Source organism: Saprospiraceae bacterium (genome assembly GCA_016712145.1).
Lineage (GTDB): Bacteria > Bacteroidota > Bacteroidia > Chitinophagales > Saprospiraceae > Vicinibacter.
The window spans coordinates 2,792,833-2,808,998 of record JADJRO010000001.1 but is presented as its reverse complement, the minus strand read 5'-3'; the positions used below and the strand labels follow the sequence as shown (position 1 = coordinate 2,808,998).

Sequence of the window (16,166 nt, the reverse complement as noted above, 5' to 3'; positions counted from 1 at the left end):
CAATTCTTCGCATCTCCAGAGTTTTTCCTTAGTCTTTTTCAAAAATTAGTTTTGTTATTTGGTTTTTGATTATTGGAAGCCTCTGAAAACAAATCGTTTTTATTCAAATCATTATTTATTTACTTTTTTCCACCTTCCCATCAATTCAATATTTATGTACGACATTTTGCAGCTAAATGACATGCTGGTTCCTGAACTTCGCGAATTAGCAGAAAAAATTGGCTTAGAAAATTCTAAAAAATTAAGTAAACAGGATTTAATTTATAAAATCCTTGATCAACAAGCTTTAAATAAAAGTACCGTTGCAACCGATACCAATGTGGATTCTAAAGAAAATGCTCAAGCACCAGGTTATGAAATTCTGGAAGACGAACACAATGTTCGTCATCGCAGAAGACGCGTAATTAAAAACGCAGATGCCGCTGTAGAAGAAGAATCTGAAGCTCCAACAATTAATGAAATAAAACCTGAAGTGATTCAAGCACCTGAAGTAACTGCTGTTGAAACAACCGAACCTGCGAAAGAAAGGGTCGTTGGACAAGAAGACCAGAGACCGCCCTATCGACACAGAGATCAACGTCAAGGAAATTATCGCCAAAATAATTACAGAAGACCGAATCGCTATGATTCCAGTGGAAATGATAATCCAGAAGGGCAAACTGAAAATGGTGATAATTCTGCTCAGCAACATGCAGAAGCCGGAGAATTTCAAAAGCCTGCTGAACCTTTATTTGTTGTGGAACTTGAAGGTGTGATTGAAGGAGCGGGTGTATTGGAAATGATGCCGGATGGATTTGGGTTTTTGAGAAGTGCAGATTATAATTATCTATCATCTCCGGATGATATTTATGTATCTCCTTCACAAATAAAATTATTTGGATTAAAAACAGGCGACTCGGTTGTTGGTGCAATTCGTCCACCAAAAGATGGTGAAAAATATTTTGCATTATTAAAAGTTTCAAAAATTAACGGACTGGATCCGATTATGATTCGTGACCGCGTTCCGTTTGATTATTTGACGCCCTTGTTTCCTAATGAAAAATTTAAATTAACGACCAGCCCAAGTGGAAGAGATTACGGCAATCGGATGATTGATTTATTTACACCGATTGGAAAAGGTCAAAGAGGCTTGATTGTAGCTCAACCAAAAACGGGTAAAACCTTTTTATTAAAAGATATCGCCAATGCCATTTCAACCAATCATCCGGAATGTTTCTTATTGATTTTATTGATTGACGAAAGACCGGAAGAGGTTACTGACATGAAACGCAATGTAAATGCGGAGGTCATTTCTTCTACTTTTGATGAACCGGCAGACAATCACGTGCGCGTTGCAAATATCGTGTTGGAAAAAGCCAAACGGATGGTTGAATGCGGTCATGATGTCGTCATTTTATTAGATTCAATTACCCGATTGGCCCGGGCTTATAATACGGTTGCGCCTTCATCAGGAAAAGTACTTTCTGGTGGGGTGGAAGCCAATGCACTCCAAAAACCAAAAAAATTCTTTGGAGCTGCTCGTAAAATTGAGCATGGGGGTTCGCTTACCATTATTGCGACTGCTTTGATTGACACCGGATCTAAAATGGACGGGGTTATTTTTGAAGAATTTAAAGGAACGGGCAACATGGAATTGCAATTAGACCGGACTTTATCAAATAAGCGATTGTATCCTTCCATTGACCTCACCAAATCCAGTACCCGACGAGAAGACTTATTGCTGGACGATGGGATCATTCAAAAAATGTTTGTACTCCGTAACCACCTCGCCGATATGAAACCTGAGGAAGCCGTAGAATTTGTTAAAAAACATATGGTTGGTACCAATACCAATGAAGAATTTTTGATTTCTATGAATAGTCGGTAATAATTTAATAAATCATCGTATATTTGCAGTCCATTTTAATTAAGGCCTTGATAATCATCGAATTATGAAACGTACATTTCAACCTTCCAGAAGAAAAAGAGCCAACAAACATGGCTTTAGATCCCGTATGAAAAGCAAAAACGGAAGGAAAGTGCTTGCCCGTCGTCGTGCTCGTGGAAGACTTCGTCTGAGTGTTTCTGATGAAGGTGGTTCAAAATAAGCCGTTTATCCTAAACAAATGTGAGCCCAGATCATAAATTTCCTGCCAGGCTCCGGATTAAGTCTCAAAAGCAAATTGATTTATTAATTGCGGAATCAAGTTCGCTGTTTGCTCATCCATTAATTTTAAAATATCATATTTCAAAATTGCCCGAAGAAGGTGAAACTGCACCACAATTAGCAATTTCTGTACCTAAACGCTTATTTAAAAAAGCACACGACCGAAATCTGATTAAACGGCGAATCCGGGAAGTCTATCGAACCTGTTGGAAAGAATACATTCCTGAATCCAGCAATTATCAAGTCTTGTTGTTGCTGGTTTTAATTGGGAAAATAATACCAGAATATTCCGAATTAGAAAAAGCCATTCATCAATTGTTGAAGAAATTAGGAAAGCTGAATGCATAATATGGGTTTAAAAATCAGAATCCAAAATCCATCCTTGCGGATTGTTTTTCCGACTCATGATTCTTGCTTTTTGACGTTTCCATATTTCCTCTGAAATGGCGGTTGGAAGCTGATCGGATGACACATTTTTTAATATTGTTTGCAGAATGGATTCTTCAACATCCAGTCGATACAAATGACTGAATAAAAGCCCCGGATCTTTCTCCAATAACTCTTCTACGCGTTGCTGAATAATTGCCAACCATTTTTTTTCATGATCGGCATCTTCAAGAAATTGTTCGCTGTATTCAGGAAACAAATTGTCTCCCATATGAATTGGTTAAGGTCTTACAGTACGTTTTAAAACTTTTTGTGTTTTGATAATTTTTTGATTTGCATCTAAAAATTTTACAAAATAAATTCCATCATTTAATTCCGATAAATTAAAAAACTTGCTGGATTCATTTACTTGAAATCGTTGCAAAGTTTTTCCAAATAAATTTACCAAATCAATTTGTTTGAGATCAGGACCTGCGCCCTGCAAATAAAATTTATCAGAAAATGGATTGGGGTAAACGCTCAGCGCAGAGGCCATTCCAGTTTCTGTTGAAGAAGTTAATTTTTCTTCCAGTTGAACCGAATTTTTTGCAGATCCGTCTCCACTGTCATCTCCATTGGAATTCACTCCATTTCCTGAAGCATAGATTGTAACCGGTCCGGAACCTATACCAGGTGCCTTCCATTGTATTTCAAATAAATTTGGGGTACTTCGCTCTGGATGTTCGGCATACAAACGACCGTTGCGTACGGAAACTAATTTTACATTTGAACTCAATGGTAACAAATCCTTTAAATCCGGTCCATTGACTCCTTTCGGAGCATTTAATACCGTCATTTGGAAGCCATGCGCTTTAGGGATGGTGCCACCTGTATGATTTACGCGAACATGTATTTGGTAGGTTTTATCAGGCTCATAAGCTAAAATGGTGTCTCCTTGCTCCAAAACCGTAATCTGAACCCCTACTTCAATTGGACCGTTATGGCAGGATTTACAAACCGTTGCATCATCTCCCGGTGCACCGGTACTTCCTAAGCCTACCGTTGTGGCCCTTCCTTTTCGATTTGACATCGTCAAAACACCCAAGGCAGTCATTAAAAATAAAAAGTAAACGTATTTTTTCATAGTCCAAAAGCTCTTCAAAGGTACAATTAGTATTAAGACTCGGATTTTAAAGAAAGGTTAAATTGAGGGAAGAGGGAATAAGGGGAAAAGGTTAGAGACTAGGATAGAGAATTGACAATCGACCATTGACTAGAGGCTTTTTGACCATTGGACCATTAGACCATTGGACCATTAGACCATTAGACCATTAGACCATTGGACCATTAGACCATTGGACCATTAGACCATTGGACCATTAGACCATTGGACCATTAGACCATTGGACCATTAGACCATTGGACCATTGGACCATTGGACCATTAGACCATTAGACCATTGAAACATTGCAGCATTGCACCATTGCAGCATTTCCCTGTTATTTAAAAACAGAGTTCCGGATATTTTCCAGGTTTGTTTTTGAAAAAATTCGTAAGAAAATCAAGATCTTTTTGCTCGTTATCTGTTGTATAAAATGGAGATCCAAAATCTACTGATTTGGTTTGGTAATTCATGATCGTTGGAATGATTGGAACGCCCGCTCCCCTTGCTATGAAATAATATCCCGTTTTTAATTTATGGACTTTTTTTCGGGTCCCTTCTGGAGCAATTACAATGGCAAATTCATTGTGTTCATTAAAAGCTTGAATGTATGCATCGACCTGATTGTGATGCTGTTGACGATTGACTGGATAGCCTCCTAAGGCACGAAAAACGAAACCGAATGGGGGTTTAAACAAACTGTCTTTTCCTAAAAACCGCACCTTATTAATTCCATAAGCCGACCGGACCAGGATTCCAACAAGAAAATCCCAATTTGAAGTATGCGGACCAATTGCAATTACAAATTTGGGCAATTGGTGTAGTGATTCGAAACCTGTAGATTTCCATCCCCAGATTTTGAGTACCCATGCAGCCAACTTTCGTAACATTTCTGAAATATCTTTAGGTTTGCAAATCTAATGGATTCGTTTGTTAAAGAGTAGGGTTAAATATGGCTGAAACAGCAAAAACCGGCGTTCAATTGGACCCAAATAAAGAGGATTTTGGTTTTGGAAAATCGTATTCCCAAACTAAGAATCGAATGATTACGGACCAAGGTCAATTTAACATTGAACGGATTGGTGTTTCTGCTAAAAGTTGGTACCACGAATTGATTGAAATGCGTTGGCCCATTTTTCTAAGTCTTATTTTGGCTTATTATGTTGCGATAAATCTAATTTTTGGATTTATTTATTTCATGGCAGGCTCTTGGCGTATCGTAGGAATTACCAATGAAACGATTTGGAAAGAATTTTATCAGTGCTTTTTCTTCAGCGTTCAAACATTTACAACCGTTGGGTATGGTGGCATGCATCCTGTCGGATTCCTTGCCTCGGGTATTGCAGGATTTGAAGCTTTAGCCGGCTTACTTACCTTGGCAATTATAACCAGTTTGGTCTATGCAAAATTCAGTAAACCCCGCGCTAAGATTTTGTATTCAGATCATGTTTTGATTGCCCCCTTTAAAGGAACTTACGGCTTGCAAATGCGAATCGCCAATGCCCTAAGCAATACCCTCATTGACATGGAAGCTACCATGATCGTAGGCTGTACCCCAGAAGAAACCAACAGTCGCATTTTAAGAAATCTGAGCTTGGAAATCAGTAAAATTGCCCTATTTCCATTAAACTGGACCTTAAATCATATTATTGATGATAAAAGTCCGCTGCATGGATTAGACCTCGCTAATATGGAGAAATACGATTTGGAAGTTATGATTTTACTGCGTGGCTTTGACGAATCCTACAATCAAAATGTACATTCGATGCAGTCCTATAGTGCTGAACGCGTGGTTTTTAATGCCAAATTTAAACCCATGTTTGAATTTAAAGAAGGGCGCACCCAATTGTATCTACACAAAATTGGAGAATACGAATCACTGAATTAAACGAATTACCTAAAATAAAGTCTACATACTGATGGCCGCAACAAAACAAGTGGAGGATTCACAACTCCTGGACTGGATCAAAAAACCGGAAAGCCTGGAAAAAGGATTCAGAGCCCTTGTTGAAAAATATCAACAAAAATTGTATTGGCATATTCGTAGAATGGTTTTGTCGCATGATGATGCAGACGATGTTCTTCAAAATACATTTATCAAAGTGTATCGGAGCATTGGACAATTTGAACAAAAAAGTAGTTTGTTTACCTGGTTGTACCGGATCGCTACCAATGAAAGTTTAACATTCATCGAACGGAATAAAAAATTCCAATATGATTTTGTCGAGGATCAGGATGAACATCCAGCAATCAGTCAATTGAAAGCAGATCCCTATTTTGATGGGAATGAAATTCAATTGGCATTACAAGATGCCTTGAGCCGATTGCCGGATAAACAGAAACAGGTTTTTTTGTTGCGCTATCATGATGAAATGTCTTATCGAGATATGTCTGAAGTATTGCAAACTTCAGAAGGAGCTTTAAAAGCTTCTTATCATCATGCAGTTAAAAAAATTGAAGACTATTTTAAACAAAAAGAATTAATCTAATAATGAACCACCTAACCAATCCAGAATCAGATCCTAAGTTGCCTATGGAGGACTTGCTAAAAGGAAGTTCGGGATTTGTTATTCCTGAAAATTATATGGACCAGGTTGCTGATTCTATCATCAATCAAATTCGGTTGGATAATAAATTTGATGAATCACAAAATGATCTTTTTAAAGTTCCAGAAAATTATTTTGAAGAATTTCCAAATCGAATTTTAAATAAAATTGAAAGCGGTCAAATACCAGAATCGTTACACCAAAATCCATTTAAAGTTCCAGAAAATTATTTTAATACTACGATCCAAAACATTCTTGAAAAAACATCGGATTCAGAATCTAAAATAGTAGTAAAAACAAATTTTAAACAAGTTTGGTCTTATGCCGCAACAGCCTGTGTCCTGTTGGTAATTTCCTGGTTGGGATTCCGTTTGTATAGCGACCCGAAACCGGTGGATTATTTTAGCAATATAACTGAAGATGAATTATTGGAATATGTTTCAACCTATGCAGTTGATTTTGATCAATCCAGTCTTGCAAGTGTAATCAATGAAGAAGAAATTAATTCACTTGAAATCATGGATGATGATATCGATGACGAAACCTCAGATTTATTAATTCAAATTTTAGAATAAAATATTAAAACGATAGAATCTATGAAACGCTTTTTAATTACCATTTTAATATTCAACGGACTGGCTACATATAGCTGGTCACAAGTTGATCCGGAGAAACGTCCTGAAGGAAGGGAACGTATGTTGGAAAAAATGGAATCCATGCGCGTTGCTTTTCTAACCAATAAATTAGATCTTACTACGGATGAATCCACTCGCTTTTGGCCGGTTTACAATGAATTTTCCCGTAAACGAATGGAATTGCGAAAAGATATGGTCATGCAAAAACGCGATGCCCGGAACAAAGAAATGAGTGAGGAAGAATCCAATAAAGTACTCGAAGAGCAATTTAGCATCCAGGAAAAAGAACTCAGCCTAAAGAAAAATTATTACGAAAAATTTAAAGCCATCCTTCCACCTCAAAAATTAGCACAACTGGAACCGGCAGAAATGGAATTTAACCATGAAGTCATACGAAAATTGAAAGAACGCCGCGAAAATAGAATGGGCGGAAAAGGCATGAACAGGAGGTAAATTTATTAATCCTGCAATACTGCAATGCTGCAATTTTACAACACAACAATCCTTCAATTTCACATTGTAACATTGTAGTATTGAACCATTGGAACATTGTAGCATTGGAACATTGGAACATTTCTTCCAATATATGTCGTAACTTTGCAGCTTATTATCCTTCATGAGCGACCAAATCAAGCATGAATGTGGACTTGCCTTTGTACGCCTGCTAAAGCCTTTGGATTTTTATCAAAAAAAATACGGAACCTGCTTTTATGGGTTACAGAAACTGCATCTGTTACTCCAAAAACAACGAAATCGGGGCCAGGATGGGGCCGGTCTGGCAACCATAAAATTGCACGTGGAGCCCGGTAAAAAGTATATATCCAGACGCAGAAGCAATTCCTCAAATTACCTACAAGCCTTGTTTGAAGGCGTTATGCACCATTTTAATAATCTGACCGACGAACAATTGAATGATGCCCAATGGATGAAAGACCATAAACCGTTTATGGGTGAAGTACTTTTAGGCCATTTACGATACGGAACTCATGGAGACAATACCATTGAAACGGTCCATCCATTTATACGGGAAAACAATTGGATAAGCCGAAATCTGGTTTTAGCCGGGAATTTTAATATGACCAATGTGGAAGAACTCTTTGAAAAATTGGTTTCATTAGGTCAATTCCCTAAAATTAAAGCAGATACCATTACCGTACTTGAAAAAATCGGTCATTTTCTGGATGAGGAAGTACAACAATTGTTTAATTGGTATAAACCAGAAGGATTAAGTCAACAACAAATAAATCCACTGATTTTTGAAAATCTGGATGTTTGCAATGTCTTAAATAAAGCTGCTAAAAAATTTGACGGAGGCTATGTCATTGCGGGCATGATAGGTCATGGAGATGCCTTTATTTTAAGGGATCCTAATGGCATCCGCCCGGCGTTTTATTACCAAGATGACGAAGTAGTAGCCATGGCATCTGAACGTCCGGCTTTGCAAACAGCCTTTGAATTGCAATTAGAAGATATCAAAGAATTAAAACCTGGAAACGCACTCATCGTTAAATACAATGGTCAGGTTAAAGAAGAATTATGCCTCGAGCCACAGGAAAAAAAGTCCTGCAGTTTTGAGCGCATCTATTTTTCAAGAGGCAATGATTCCGATATTTATCAGGAACGTAAAAATCTTGGACGGGAATTAGCCGGGCCAGTCATCAAAGCCATAAATGAAGATTTTGAAAATACCGTTTTTTCATTCATTCCGAATACGTCTGAAACGGCTTTCTATGGATTGATGGAGGGTTTATACGATCATCTCAACCAACGCAAGGCAAAACATATTTTAGAGCTTCCACAACCCATTTCTAGCGATTCTCTGAATAAAATTTTATTCAGTAAGCCGAGAATCGAAAAATTAGTAGTTAAAGATGATAAAATGCGGACGTTTATTGCAAACGATAAAGTCCGAGGTAAAATGGTATCGCATGTTTACGATGTAACCTATGGGGTTGTCCGGCCTGGAATTGATACCCTGGTGGTTTTAGATGATTCTGTAGTAAGGGGAACTACATTACGAGATAGCATCATTCATATTCTGTCTACTCTTAAACCTAAGAAAATAATTGTGGTCTCTTCAGCTCCACAAATTCGCTATCCGGATTGTTATGGAATCGACATGTCTCAAATTGAAAAATTTGCAGCCTTCAAGGCCTTAGTAGAATTGTTGCAAGAACAAAATAAAGAAGATCTCTTGGAAGAAACGCTTGAAAAGTGCCTTGCACAACAACATCTACCCATTGAAAAAATGACTAATTATTTGGCAGATCTTTATGATGTCTATAGTTATGAAGCAATTTCTAAAAAGATCGGACAAATGCTTACTCCTGAAAATGCACCTTCTGAAGTTGAAATCATTTTTCAAAAAATTGAAGGTTTGCATAAATCCTGCCCACATCATACCGGAGATTGGTATTTTTCAGGCAACTACCCGACTCCAGGTGGCTACCGCGTAGTCAATACGGCTTTTATTAATTATATGTTGAAAAATGATGTTCGGGCTTATTAAGCTTTTATCATTTTTTTGAACACAATAGAAATCCGTTTAGATAATTAATAACATAGGCATCCCGCTTTTTTTCGTAGTTAATATTTTTTAGAAAAAAACGATATTTAAATCGGCTGGACTCTAAGTCAACTGGTTTTTCTAAAAGTGTATTCGCATGTTCATCTGAATAATTAGCCTCTAATTTTGATACAAGGGATTCTAAAGAAATTGAATCCTTTACAACAGTATTTAAAATAAGACATTTGCAAAGCTGTCCTTCCAACTGAATACTGTCTTGAATTGATCCATCACTTAAATCCACAACAAATAACCATTCCGCAGGTATTAATGGAATGCTGTTGCGATCATAATAAGACAAATATCGGGTTTGTGATTGCGATGCGTCCATTTGGGTGCTATCTATTAAACCCAACTTTTCAAACAATGCATATTCATCCTGATTGATTTTTAAACTGTCCATCACAATTTTCGAAGGTATGATATCAGACAAATCTTCAAGTGCTCCGATGCTTTTGATTTCACGCATCATTTCCTTTATTTGCTCTTTGTCATTAACCGACAAGCTGCTTAAATCAGATTTCATTCGACCGGCTTCCATCAATTGCAAAGCTTCTAACTTTTTTTGATTCGATGCTTCTGATTGCGGACTGTAGTTTCGAAAGCATCTATTGGACTCATGGTTCCAACGATTAAAAATCCCATTAAACTTAATGGAATCCATTTGATATTATCTTTTTTTGAAAATATAAAATAGACACAAATTCCTAACAACCAAATCCCTGTTATGAGTACAAAATATCGGGGCGGCGTAAACCCATAATCTGAAAGTCGCCGATAGATAGCTACAAAAAGCAAGAAGACCAGGGGTAATAGTCCGTAATAAAAATATTTTTTATAAAAACGAGATAACTTGTTTTCATATAAATCTGCTAATTTAAAATTTAAAAGAAAACTGAATATTCCAACTCCAGAAAAACCAAGGACCAGAGAAGAAACCCATCCATGAGGCAATTGCCAGTTTGCTAAAATTTTAAATCCAAAAGCATATAATATTACAAAGTAAAGCATGCTCATTGGAATCAGAATGTAATTGACCAAAACCTTTAGCGCTTTGATCCATTCTACTTTGTCTTCAGTTTTTAAATTAAATACTGGGTAGCCGCTTAAAAAAAAGAAAGGATGGTAAAAAAAAGCAATAATAAAGAAGATATAGATATACAATTTTCCATCAATATGAATTTCAAACAACTGATCCACTGCAACCAATGCAATGGCAAGTCCTGAATAAATTACCAAGGTATAAAATGCACCGATATACCATTGGATTAGTAAATTTTTATTGTATTCCCAAAACTCAAATGGAGCATTTGGTTTTAAAAATGGGACTACCGATACGAACAGATGAAAAATTAAAAATATTGAAAGAAAACGAATCGGACGTCGCAAATGCTCAAATTCAAAATCCGGAGCAATTGCAAAATAAATTAACAACAACAAAGCAATTCCTGAACCTAAGATCAGGTATTTTTGAATGACTGATTTTGAATACAATTCACAACAGGCATGCAGTCCAATCATCAGGGGCAAACCGGTACCCAGCGTAAACATCAGTCGCTGTTTCCAAATTGTAGAATGATCCACTCCAGTATCAATTTGGTTAATTGCTAACAAAGTAAATCCAACAGCACACAGTGCAGCAAGTGGAAATCTTAAAATAACATCTTTAGCATTATCCCAAATGACTGGAATTGAAAAATCTGACCATTTCATAAGAATTCCATTTAAGTAAATAAGTAAATTCGTCCAAATCTACTATAAAAACGGTATGCCAAATTGCTTATTCCTGGGTCGGAAATACATATCCGGTCATTTTTATGATTTTCATGAGATATTCCCCATAGGTACTTTTGCGCAATAAATAGGCTTGCTCATACAATTGTTCAATATTTATAAAGCCCATGAGATACGCTACTTCTTCAATACATCCTATTTTTAATCCTTGTCTTTGTTCAATAACCTGAATAAATTGCGATGCCTGCATGAGCGATTCATGGGTCCCTGTATCTAACCATGCAACCCCACGACCCAGCACAGAAACTTTAAGTTTCTTTGCCTTCAGATATTCTATATTGACATCAGTAATTTCATATTCTCCCCTGGCAGAAGGTTTTAAATTTTCAGCAATGAATACCACGCTGTTATCGTAAAAATAAATTCCGGGTACTGCAAAATGTGATTTTGGATTCTCAGGTTTTTCTTCAATTGAAATGGCGTTGAGATCATCATCAAATTCAACAACTCCATAACGCTCCGGGTCTGCAACCGGATACGCAAAAATTACCCCACCGCTAGGATCAGAACTTGCTTTTAGTAGATCTGGAATTTTATGGCCGTAAAAAATATTGTCTCCCAAAATCAAACAAACCGGGTCTTTCCCAATAAATTCTTTACCCAAAACAAAAGCCTGGGCCAAACCATTTGGCACTAACTGTTCTTTATAACTAATTTTCATACCCAACTGGGAACCATCTTTCAATAGTTCTTTAAAATGGGGCAAATCCTTTGGAGTTGAAATGATCAATACTTCCCGGATGCCGGCCAGCATCAGGGTTGACAATGGATAATAAATCATCGGTTTGTCGTAAATAGGCATTAGCTGCTTACTCATCGCCAATGTAAGAGGATATAAACGGGTACCCAATCCTCCAGCTAGTATAATTCCTTTCATTTTATGTGTTCGATTTGATTTAGCAATTGTTTTTTTACATTAGATAGAATCAACTTAAGTTGATTTAATTCTAAAGTATCTAAAGCATCTTGTCTTTCTATGAATCCAATGATCTGTTCACAACTTTGAATTCCCTGTGGACAATGAATCATAGAAAAATTGGTCTTTAATTCATGAATCTTATTAAAAAGTCTTTCAGTATGATTTGCTTTTACCATTTCCAAAATTGCATTCATTTTTAAATCTGAATCTTGAATCCATTCATCCAACATTTCCTTCAAAAGTTGATCATCTCTGAAAACAATTTCCCGAATGAGTTTCAGATCAATTAAGATTTCCATATTCTGTATAAAGTTGATCTGTACGTGGATAATAAATAAACTGCGCTCCTAATTCGGATAAAACAAAAATGCAAAAGTGATTAGAATGATTTTTATAAATTTTCTGGAATTCTGAAATTTTTTCTTCTTCTATAAGGCTTTTCACTACAAATTCTTCCAGGCTGGACGCATGCACAGACCAAATTCCGGTTTCGGGTCCGGCTTCAATCAATTTGACCCCCATTTCTAATTCCTGTTGGTGAATTATAAAAATCGGATAGTTGCTGACTTCCTGGTCAAGCATGATTTCAAGGGCTTCGTTTAAAGCTTTTCGGTATCGCCTTAAATCGTCCTCAAGTTGAAGGTATTTTTCAAAATCTACATTCATTTGTGCAAAGATAATAAGGCCACACTTTCTATATGGTTGGTATGCGGAAACAAATCAACTGGTTTAATTTTTATAACTTGATAATTTTCCTTCAATAAAGCAAGATCACGAGCCTGTGTCCCTGGATTACAGCTGACGTATACCAAAGTTTCAGGCTGTAATTGCTTGAGATGTTCAATAACTTTTTCATGCAATCCGGCCCTGGGTGGATCGACGATAACTACATCTGGTTTTCCATAAGATGCTACTAGATTTTCAATTGAAATATCTTTTGCGTCAGAATGAAAAAAACTGCAATTTAATAATTGATTGGCGTCTGCATTTAGACGAGCATCTTCAATTGCTTCGCCAATTTCATCCACTCCAACAATTTGTCGCGCAGAATTTGCCAAATAAATGCCAATACTTCCAACTCCACAATACCAGTCATACACAGTTTCAGTTCCTTTTAATGAACAAAAGTCTTTAACGATTCGATACAGTTCAGTTGCTTGACGTGTATTTGTCTGAAAAAAGGATTTTGGACCAATTAGAAAATTTACATGGTCCATTTGTTCAGTCAGGTAATCTTGTCCAAATACTTTTACAAAATTCAAGTCAAACAAACTATCGTTTCGTTTTGGATTAATAACTTTATAAAAACTTACAATTTCCGGAAATTTTTTAGGTAACACCTCAAGAAGGGCATCCAATTTTTCCTGGTCATCAAAAGCGGTTACCAAAATACACATGATGTTATTTTGAGAATTGCTTCGGATAATCAGGTTTCTCAAATATCCTTTTTGCTCATGAATATTGTAAAAATCCCATGCTTGCTGGACTGCAAAATCTTTAATAAAATTTCTTATATCATTCGAGCGATCAGATTGCAAATAGCATTTCTGAATGTCCACCACTTTATTAAAATTACCCGGTCGATGAAATCCCAGAGCAAGTTTATCTGAATCTGCCAGTTCGGTATGCAATTCCTCTTCTGTAAGCCATCGTTTATTAGAAAACGTAAACTCCAGTTTATTTCGATAAAATTCGGTTTGAGATGCACCTAAAATGGGTTCAAATAAGGCCTGATCAATCTTTGCAATGCGGGTTAATGCATCATAAACAACCGTTTGCTTTTGATTCAATTGTTCTGCATAATTCAAATGCTGCCAACTGCAACCTCCACAAATTCCAAAATGGGCACATACAGGCTCTACCCGATGAGGTGATGGCATTAAGATAGTTTCTGTTTTACCCTGCCAAACCCCCTTGCGCTTTTTTGTGAGTATTACTTCTACCTGATCCCCCGGAATTGCGTGGTCCACAAAAACAACCAGGCCTTCTGCAGTGCGACCCACAGCAGCTCCTTTGTGTGCAATTCCTGTTACATGCACGATTTCTCTTCGGATTGATTTTTTTCTCATGGTTGAAGTATTTCAAATTCAATCCTTCGGTTTTGGTAACGTCCAGCTTCCGTGTCATTTGGTTCGATAGGATTTGATTCCCCTTTCCCATCAAAAATCAGCCGTCCGGATTCGATTCCATTTTTAATTAAATAATTGGTTACCGATTGTGCCCTGTTCTTAGATAATAGCAGGTTATCTTCAACAGAACCCACGTCATCTGTATGGCCAGTTATTTTCAATTTCATGTTTTTCTGGTTTCGCAAAAAATGAATGAGTTCATCCAATTCAAAAAAACTTTCATGCTTCAATTTATCAGAACCTGATTCAAAAAAGATATTTTTCAGAACGATTGGTTTTGAGTTTGTTTGATCCACTTTTCTAAGCTTTTTATAGATTACTAATGGATTATAAATTAAACGAACTTCACTGCATCGAAATTGATCCGGTTCAAAGACGTAATCCGGATTTGAAACGTGCAAGGCATAGTCCGCTCCAGTAGGAACAGAAATTAATACATGACCTGTTGTTTCAAGTTCCTTGCTAAAATAAATTCTTTTGTTTTTCAAATCAAATACATTTATGGTTGTAGCAACGGGTTTATTGGTATTGATATCACTTATAAACAGCTCAACATAACTCGAAGGTGTTACATGCAAATGCTCAGGCAATTCCAATTCAAATAAGTCTAAATTAAACCGGAGTTTCTGATCAACTTGATTAAAATGATTTTGGTCACTTGCAAAGCAAGCATGTTTTCCATCAGGATACACAATAAAAGAAGATTCGTCTCCTTTTGAATTGATAGGATATCCCAGATTTACTGGACCTTGCCACTGGCCCTGTTCAGAAAGTTTTGAATAAAATAAATCTTTACCACCCATGCCCGGATAAAAATCACTTGAATAATATAAAATTCCTCCATTGGGATGTACAAAGGGACAGTCTTCATTGCCGGTAGAATTGATCGCATGGCCTAAATTTTTTGCCATAGACCAGGACCGGTCTTCTTTGCGTTTGCTGTACCAAATATCAAATCCACCCAAGGTGCCTTTTCTATTGCTGGTAAAAAAAATACTGGATCCATTCGAACTAAAACAAGCCTGAGATTCGTAAGCTGCTGTATTAATTTTTTCACCCATATTAATTGGTTCTGTCCAATGATCAGATTTAAAATAGCTGATGTATAAATCGCAGCCTCCATATGAATTGATGCGATCACACGAAGTGAAAACTAAACTTAATCCATCCGGGGAAATTGCAGGTGAGCCTTCATTATTTGGTGAATTCAATTCATCAATCGGTTCCGCTGGAGTCCATTCATTATTTTCAAAATGACTGATATATAAATCTTCATCATTAAATTTTGTTCTTCGTGTAAAGACCATCATTTTAGCATCCGCAGTCAGGCTTGGAAGATACTCTGAGAATTCTGTATTAAGTTTAATGATCGGTTTTGGAACGAGTTTCAACGGATATTTGAAAGCAGAATCAGCGAAATGCAATTTAGGTAACAGCATGCGTGCTTTTGACAACAACTCTTTATGGACTGTATCCAGTTCTATAAAACGAAGTAAATTTTGTTCAGCTTCATTAAATAAATCCAATTGGTATTGACACAATGCCTGGGTATAATAAACTTTAGGATTAAACAATGAATCCAAAGCTAGCACCTGATTAAAATGCGTTGAAGCGCAGGAATAATCTTTGATATCATAACAAACAGATGCTAATTGCAACTGTGCATCAATAAATTTAGGATTTTGAACAATTAATTTTTCAAATAACTTAATTGCTTCTTCAAACTGGTTGCTTTGATAATGCTGTACAGCTTTTTGATATAATTTTAGCTCTGACTTGCTTGCATTCTTTGAAGTGATCACATCCTGCGCAGGCAGATTGTACAATAAAATAAAGTGGATCAAAAAAATAAATGAAAGTTTCATCTCAGAATGGTGAAACGAATAAACCTAAAAATTTGTTA

At 36.5% G+C, this 16,166-nt stretch carries 18 protein-coding genes; 8 read left to right on the top strand and 10 right to left on the bottom strand.

Annotated elements, in window-relative coordinates:
• Positions 1 to 154 precede the first annotated feature (154 nt).
• From rho to rnpA, 3 genes are all read left to right on the top strand, one after another.
• Positions 155 to 1,867: a transcription termination factor Rho gene (gene rho / locus IPK91_11550; protein ID MBK8297889.1), complete on the top strand. Its 1,713-nt coding sequence runs from the start codon at positions 155 to 157 to the stop codon at positions 1,865 to 1,867.
• A 64-nt stretch (positions 1,868 to 1,931) separates the two neighbouring features.
• A complete protein-coding gene (rpmH, locus tag IPK91_11545) occupies positions 1,932 to 2,087 on the top strand; it encodes a 50S ribosomal protein L34 (GenBank protein MBK8297888.1) in 156 nt (51 codons plus the stop codon).
• Between the two features lie 20 nt (positions 2,088 to 2,107).
• Positions 2,108 to 2,494: a ribonuclease P protein component gene (rnpA, locus tag IPK91_11540; GenBank protein ID MBK8297887.1), complete on the top strand. Its 387-nt coding sequence runs from the start codon at positions 2,108 to 2,110 to the stop codon at positions 2,492 to 2,494.
• Between the two features lie 7 nt (positions 2,495 to 2,501).
• On the opposite strand, the gene IPK91_11535 is transcribed toward rnpA, so the two are convergent.
• The 3 genes from IPK91_11535 to IPK91_11525 all read right to left on the bottom strand — a co-directional run bounded on the left by IPK91_11535 (position 2,502) and on the right by IPK91_11525 (position 4,564).
• The gene (locus tag IPK91_11535; protein MBK8297886.1) at positions 2,502 to 2,804 is read right to left on the bottom strand and encodes a hypothetical protein; all 303 of its coding nucleotides are present in this window, start codon (positions 2,802 to 2,804) and stop codon (positions 2,502 to 2,504) included.
• Between the two features lie 9 nt (positions 2,805 to 2,813).
• A complete protein-coding gene (locus tag IPK91_11530) occupies positions 2,814 to 3,656 on the bottom strand; it encodes a T9SS type A sorting domain-containing protein (protein MBK8297885.1) in 843 nt (280 codons plus the stop codon).
• Positions 3,657 to 4,015: 359 nt separating this feature from the next.
• Entirely contained in the window at positions 4,016 to 4,564 is a 549-nt protein-coding gene (locus IPK91_11525; protein MBK8297884.1) for a 1-acyl-sn-glycerol-3-phosphate acyltransferase, read from the bottom strand.
• Positions 4,565 to 4,626: 62 nt separating this feature from the next.
• On the opposite strand from IPK91_11525, the gene IPK91_11520 reads away from it, so the two are divergent.
• The 5 genes from IPK91_11520 (at position 4,627) to IPK91_11500 (ending at position 9,364) form a co-directional block, all read left to right on the top strand.
• Positions 4,627 to 5,562 (top strand): Inward rectifier potassium channel Irk, encoded by a 936-nt coding sequence (locus tag IPK91_11520; GenBank protein ID MBK8297883.1) that lies wholly within the window; start codon positions 4,627 to 4,629, stop codon positions 5,560 to 5,562.
• 31 nt (positions 5,563 to 5,593) lie between these two features.
• Positions 5,594 to 6,163: an RNA polymerase sigma factor gene (locus IPK91_11515; protein ID MBK8297882.1), complete on the top strand. Its 570-nt coding sequence runs from the start codon at positions 5,594 to 5,596 to the stop codon at positions 6,161 to 6,163.
• 2 nt (positions 6,164 to 6,165) lie between these two features.
• The gene (locus IPK91_11510) at positions 6,166 to 6,795 is read left to right on the top strand and encodes a hypothetical protein (GenBank protein MBK8297881.1); all 630 of its coding nucleotides are present in this window, start codon (positions 6,166 to 6,168) and stop codon (positions 6,793 to 6,795) included.
• 21 nt (positions 6,796 to 6,816) lie between these two features.
• Positions 6,817 to 7,308, top strand: a complete 492-nt coding sequence (locus IPK91_11505; GenBank protein ID MBK8297880.1) for a hypothetical protein — start codon at positions 6,817 to 6,819, stop codon at positions 7,306 to 7,308.
• Positions 7,309 to 7,471: 163 nt separating this feature from the next.
• The gene (locus tag IPK91_11500; protein ID MBK8297879.1) at positions 7,472 to 9,364 is read left to right on the top strand and encodes an amidophosphoribosyltransferase; all 1,893 of its coding nucleotides are present in this window, start codon (positions 7,472 to 7,474) and stop codon (positions 9,362 to 9,364) included.
• Positions 9,365 to 9,371: 7 nt separating this feature from the next.
• On the opposite strand, the gene IPK91_11495 is transcribed toward IPK91_11500, so the two are convergent.
• The 7 genes from IPK91_11495 to IPK91_11465 all read right to left on the bottom strand — a co-directional run bounded on the left by IPK91_11495 (position 9,372) and on the right by IPK91_11465 (position 16,128).
• Complete coding sequence (locus IPK91_11495) at positions 9,372 to 9,962, bottom strand: hypothetical protein (protein ID MBK8297878.1); 591 nt, start codon at positions 9,960 to 9,962, stop codon at positions 9,372 to 9,374.
• 14 nt (positions 9,963 to 9,976) lie between these two features.
• Positions 9,977 to 11,134 (bottom strand): DUF4153 domain-containing protein, encoded by a 1,158-nt coding sequence (locus IPK91_11490; GenBank protein ID MBK8297877.1) that lies wholly within the window; start codon positions 11,132 to 11,134, stop codon positions 9,977 to 9,979.
• 67 nt (positions 11,135 to 11,201) lie between these two features.
• A complete protein-coding gene (gene rfbA, locus IPK91_11485) occupies positions 11,202 to 12,092 on the bottom strand; it encodes a glucose-1-phosphate thymidylyltransferase RfbA (GenBank protein MBK8297876.1) in 891 nt (296 codons plus the stop codon).
• On the bottom strand, positions 12,089 to 12,433 hold the full coding sequence (locus tag IPK91_11480) for a hypothetical protein (GenBank protein ID MBK8297875.1): 345 nt from the start codon (positions 12,431 to 12,433) through the stop codon (positions 12,089 to 12,091). The genes rfbA and IPK91_11480 overlap by 4 nt, the downstream gene beginning before the upstream one ends.
• Positions 12,417 to 12,800, bottom strand: a complete 384-nt coding sequence (locus tag IPK91_11475; protein MBK8297874.1) for a hypothetical protein — start codon at positions 12,798 to 12,800, stop codon at positions 12,417 to 12,419. The genes IPK91_11480 and IPK91_11475 overlap by 17 nt, the downstream gene beginning before the upstream one ends.
• Positions 12,797 to 14,203: a 23S rRNA (uracil(1939)-C(5))-methyltransferase RlmD gene (gene rlmD / locus IPK91_11470; GenBank protein ID MBK8297873.1), complete on the bottom strand. Its 1,407-nt coding sequence runs from the start codon at positions 14,201 to 14,203 to the stop codon at positions 12,797 to 12,799. Before rlmD ends, IPK91_11475 begins: the two co-directional genes overlap by 4 nt.
• Entirely contained in the window at positions 14,200 to 16,128 is a 1,929-nt protein-coding gene (locus IPK91_11465; protein ID MBK8297872.1) for a PD40 domain-containing protein, read from the bottom strand. The genes rlmD and IPK91_11465 overlap by 4 nt, the downstream gene beginning before the upstream one ends.
• Positions 16,129 to 16,166: the final 38 nt, after the last annotated feature.

Bases quoted from the DNA above. Each gene is read 5' to 3' on its own strand.
- rho (MBK8297889.1), top strand. From the start codon at position 155: ATGTACGACATTTTGCAGCTAAATGACATGCTGGTTCCTGAACTTCGC.
- rpmH (MBK8297888.1), top strand. From the start codon at position 1,932: ATGAAACGTACATTTCAACCTTCCAGAAGAAAAAGAGCCAACAAACAT.
- IPK91_11535 (MBK8297886.1), bottom strand. From the start codon at position 2,804: ATGGGAGACAATTTGTTTCCTGAATACAGCGAACAATTTCTTGAAGAT.
- IPK91_11530 (MBK8297885.1), bottom strand. From the start codon at position 3,656: ATGAAAAAATACGTTTACTTTTTATTTTTAATGACTGCCTTGGGTGTT.
- IPK91_11525 (MBK8297884.1), bottom strand. From the start codon at position 4,564: ATGTTACGAAAGTTGGCTGCATGGGTACTCAAAATCTGGGGATGGAAA.
- IPK91_11520 (MBK8297883.1), top strand. From the start codon at position 4,627: ATGGCTGAAACAGCAAAAACCGGCGTTCAATTGGACCCAAATAAAGAG.
- IPK91_11515 (MBK8297882.1), top strand. From the start codon at position 5,594: ATGGCCGCAACAAAACAAGTGGAGGATTCACAACTCCTGGACTGGATC.
- IPK91_11510 (MBK8297881.1), top strand. From the start codon at position 6,166: ATGAACCACCTAACCAATCCAGAATCAGATCCTAAGTTGCCTATGGAG.
- IPK91_11505 (MBK8297880.1), top strand. From the start codon at position 6,817: ATGAAACGCTTTTTAATTACCATTTTAATATTCAACGGACTGGCTACA.
- IPK91_11500 (MBK8297879.1), top strand. From the start codon at position 7,472: ATGAGCGACCAAATCAAGCATGAATGTGGACTTGCCTTTGTACGCCTG.
- IPK91_11495 (MBK8297878.1), bottom strand. From the start codon at position 9,962: ATGGAAGCCGGTCGAATGAAATCTGATTTAAGCAGCTTGTCGGTTAAT.
- IPK91_11490 (MBK8297877.1), bottom strand. From the start codon at position 11,134: ATGAAATGGTCAGATTTTTCAATTCCAGTCATTTGGGATAATGCTAAA.
- rfbA (MBK8297876.1), bottom strand. From the start codon at position 12,092: ATGAAAGGAATTATACTAGCTGGAGGATTGGGTACCCGTTTATATCCT.
- IPK91_11480 (MBK8297875.1), bottom strand. From the start codon at position 12,433: ATGGAAATCTTAATTGATCTGAAACTCATTCGGGAAATTGTTTTCAGA.
- IPK91_11475 (MBK8297874.1), bottom strand. From the start codon at position 12,800: ATGAATGTAGATTTTGAAAAATACCTTCAACTTGAGGACGATTTAAGG.
- rlmD (MBK8297873.1), bottom strand. From the start codon at position 14,203: ATGAGAAAAAAATCAATCCGAAGAGAAATCGTGCATGTAACAGGAATT.
- IPK91_11465 (MBK8297872.1), bottom strand. From the start codon at position 16,128: ATGAAACTTTCATTTATTTTTTTGATCCACTTTATTTTATTGTACAAT.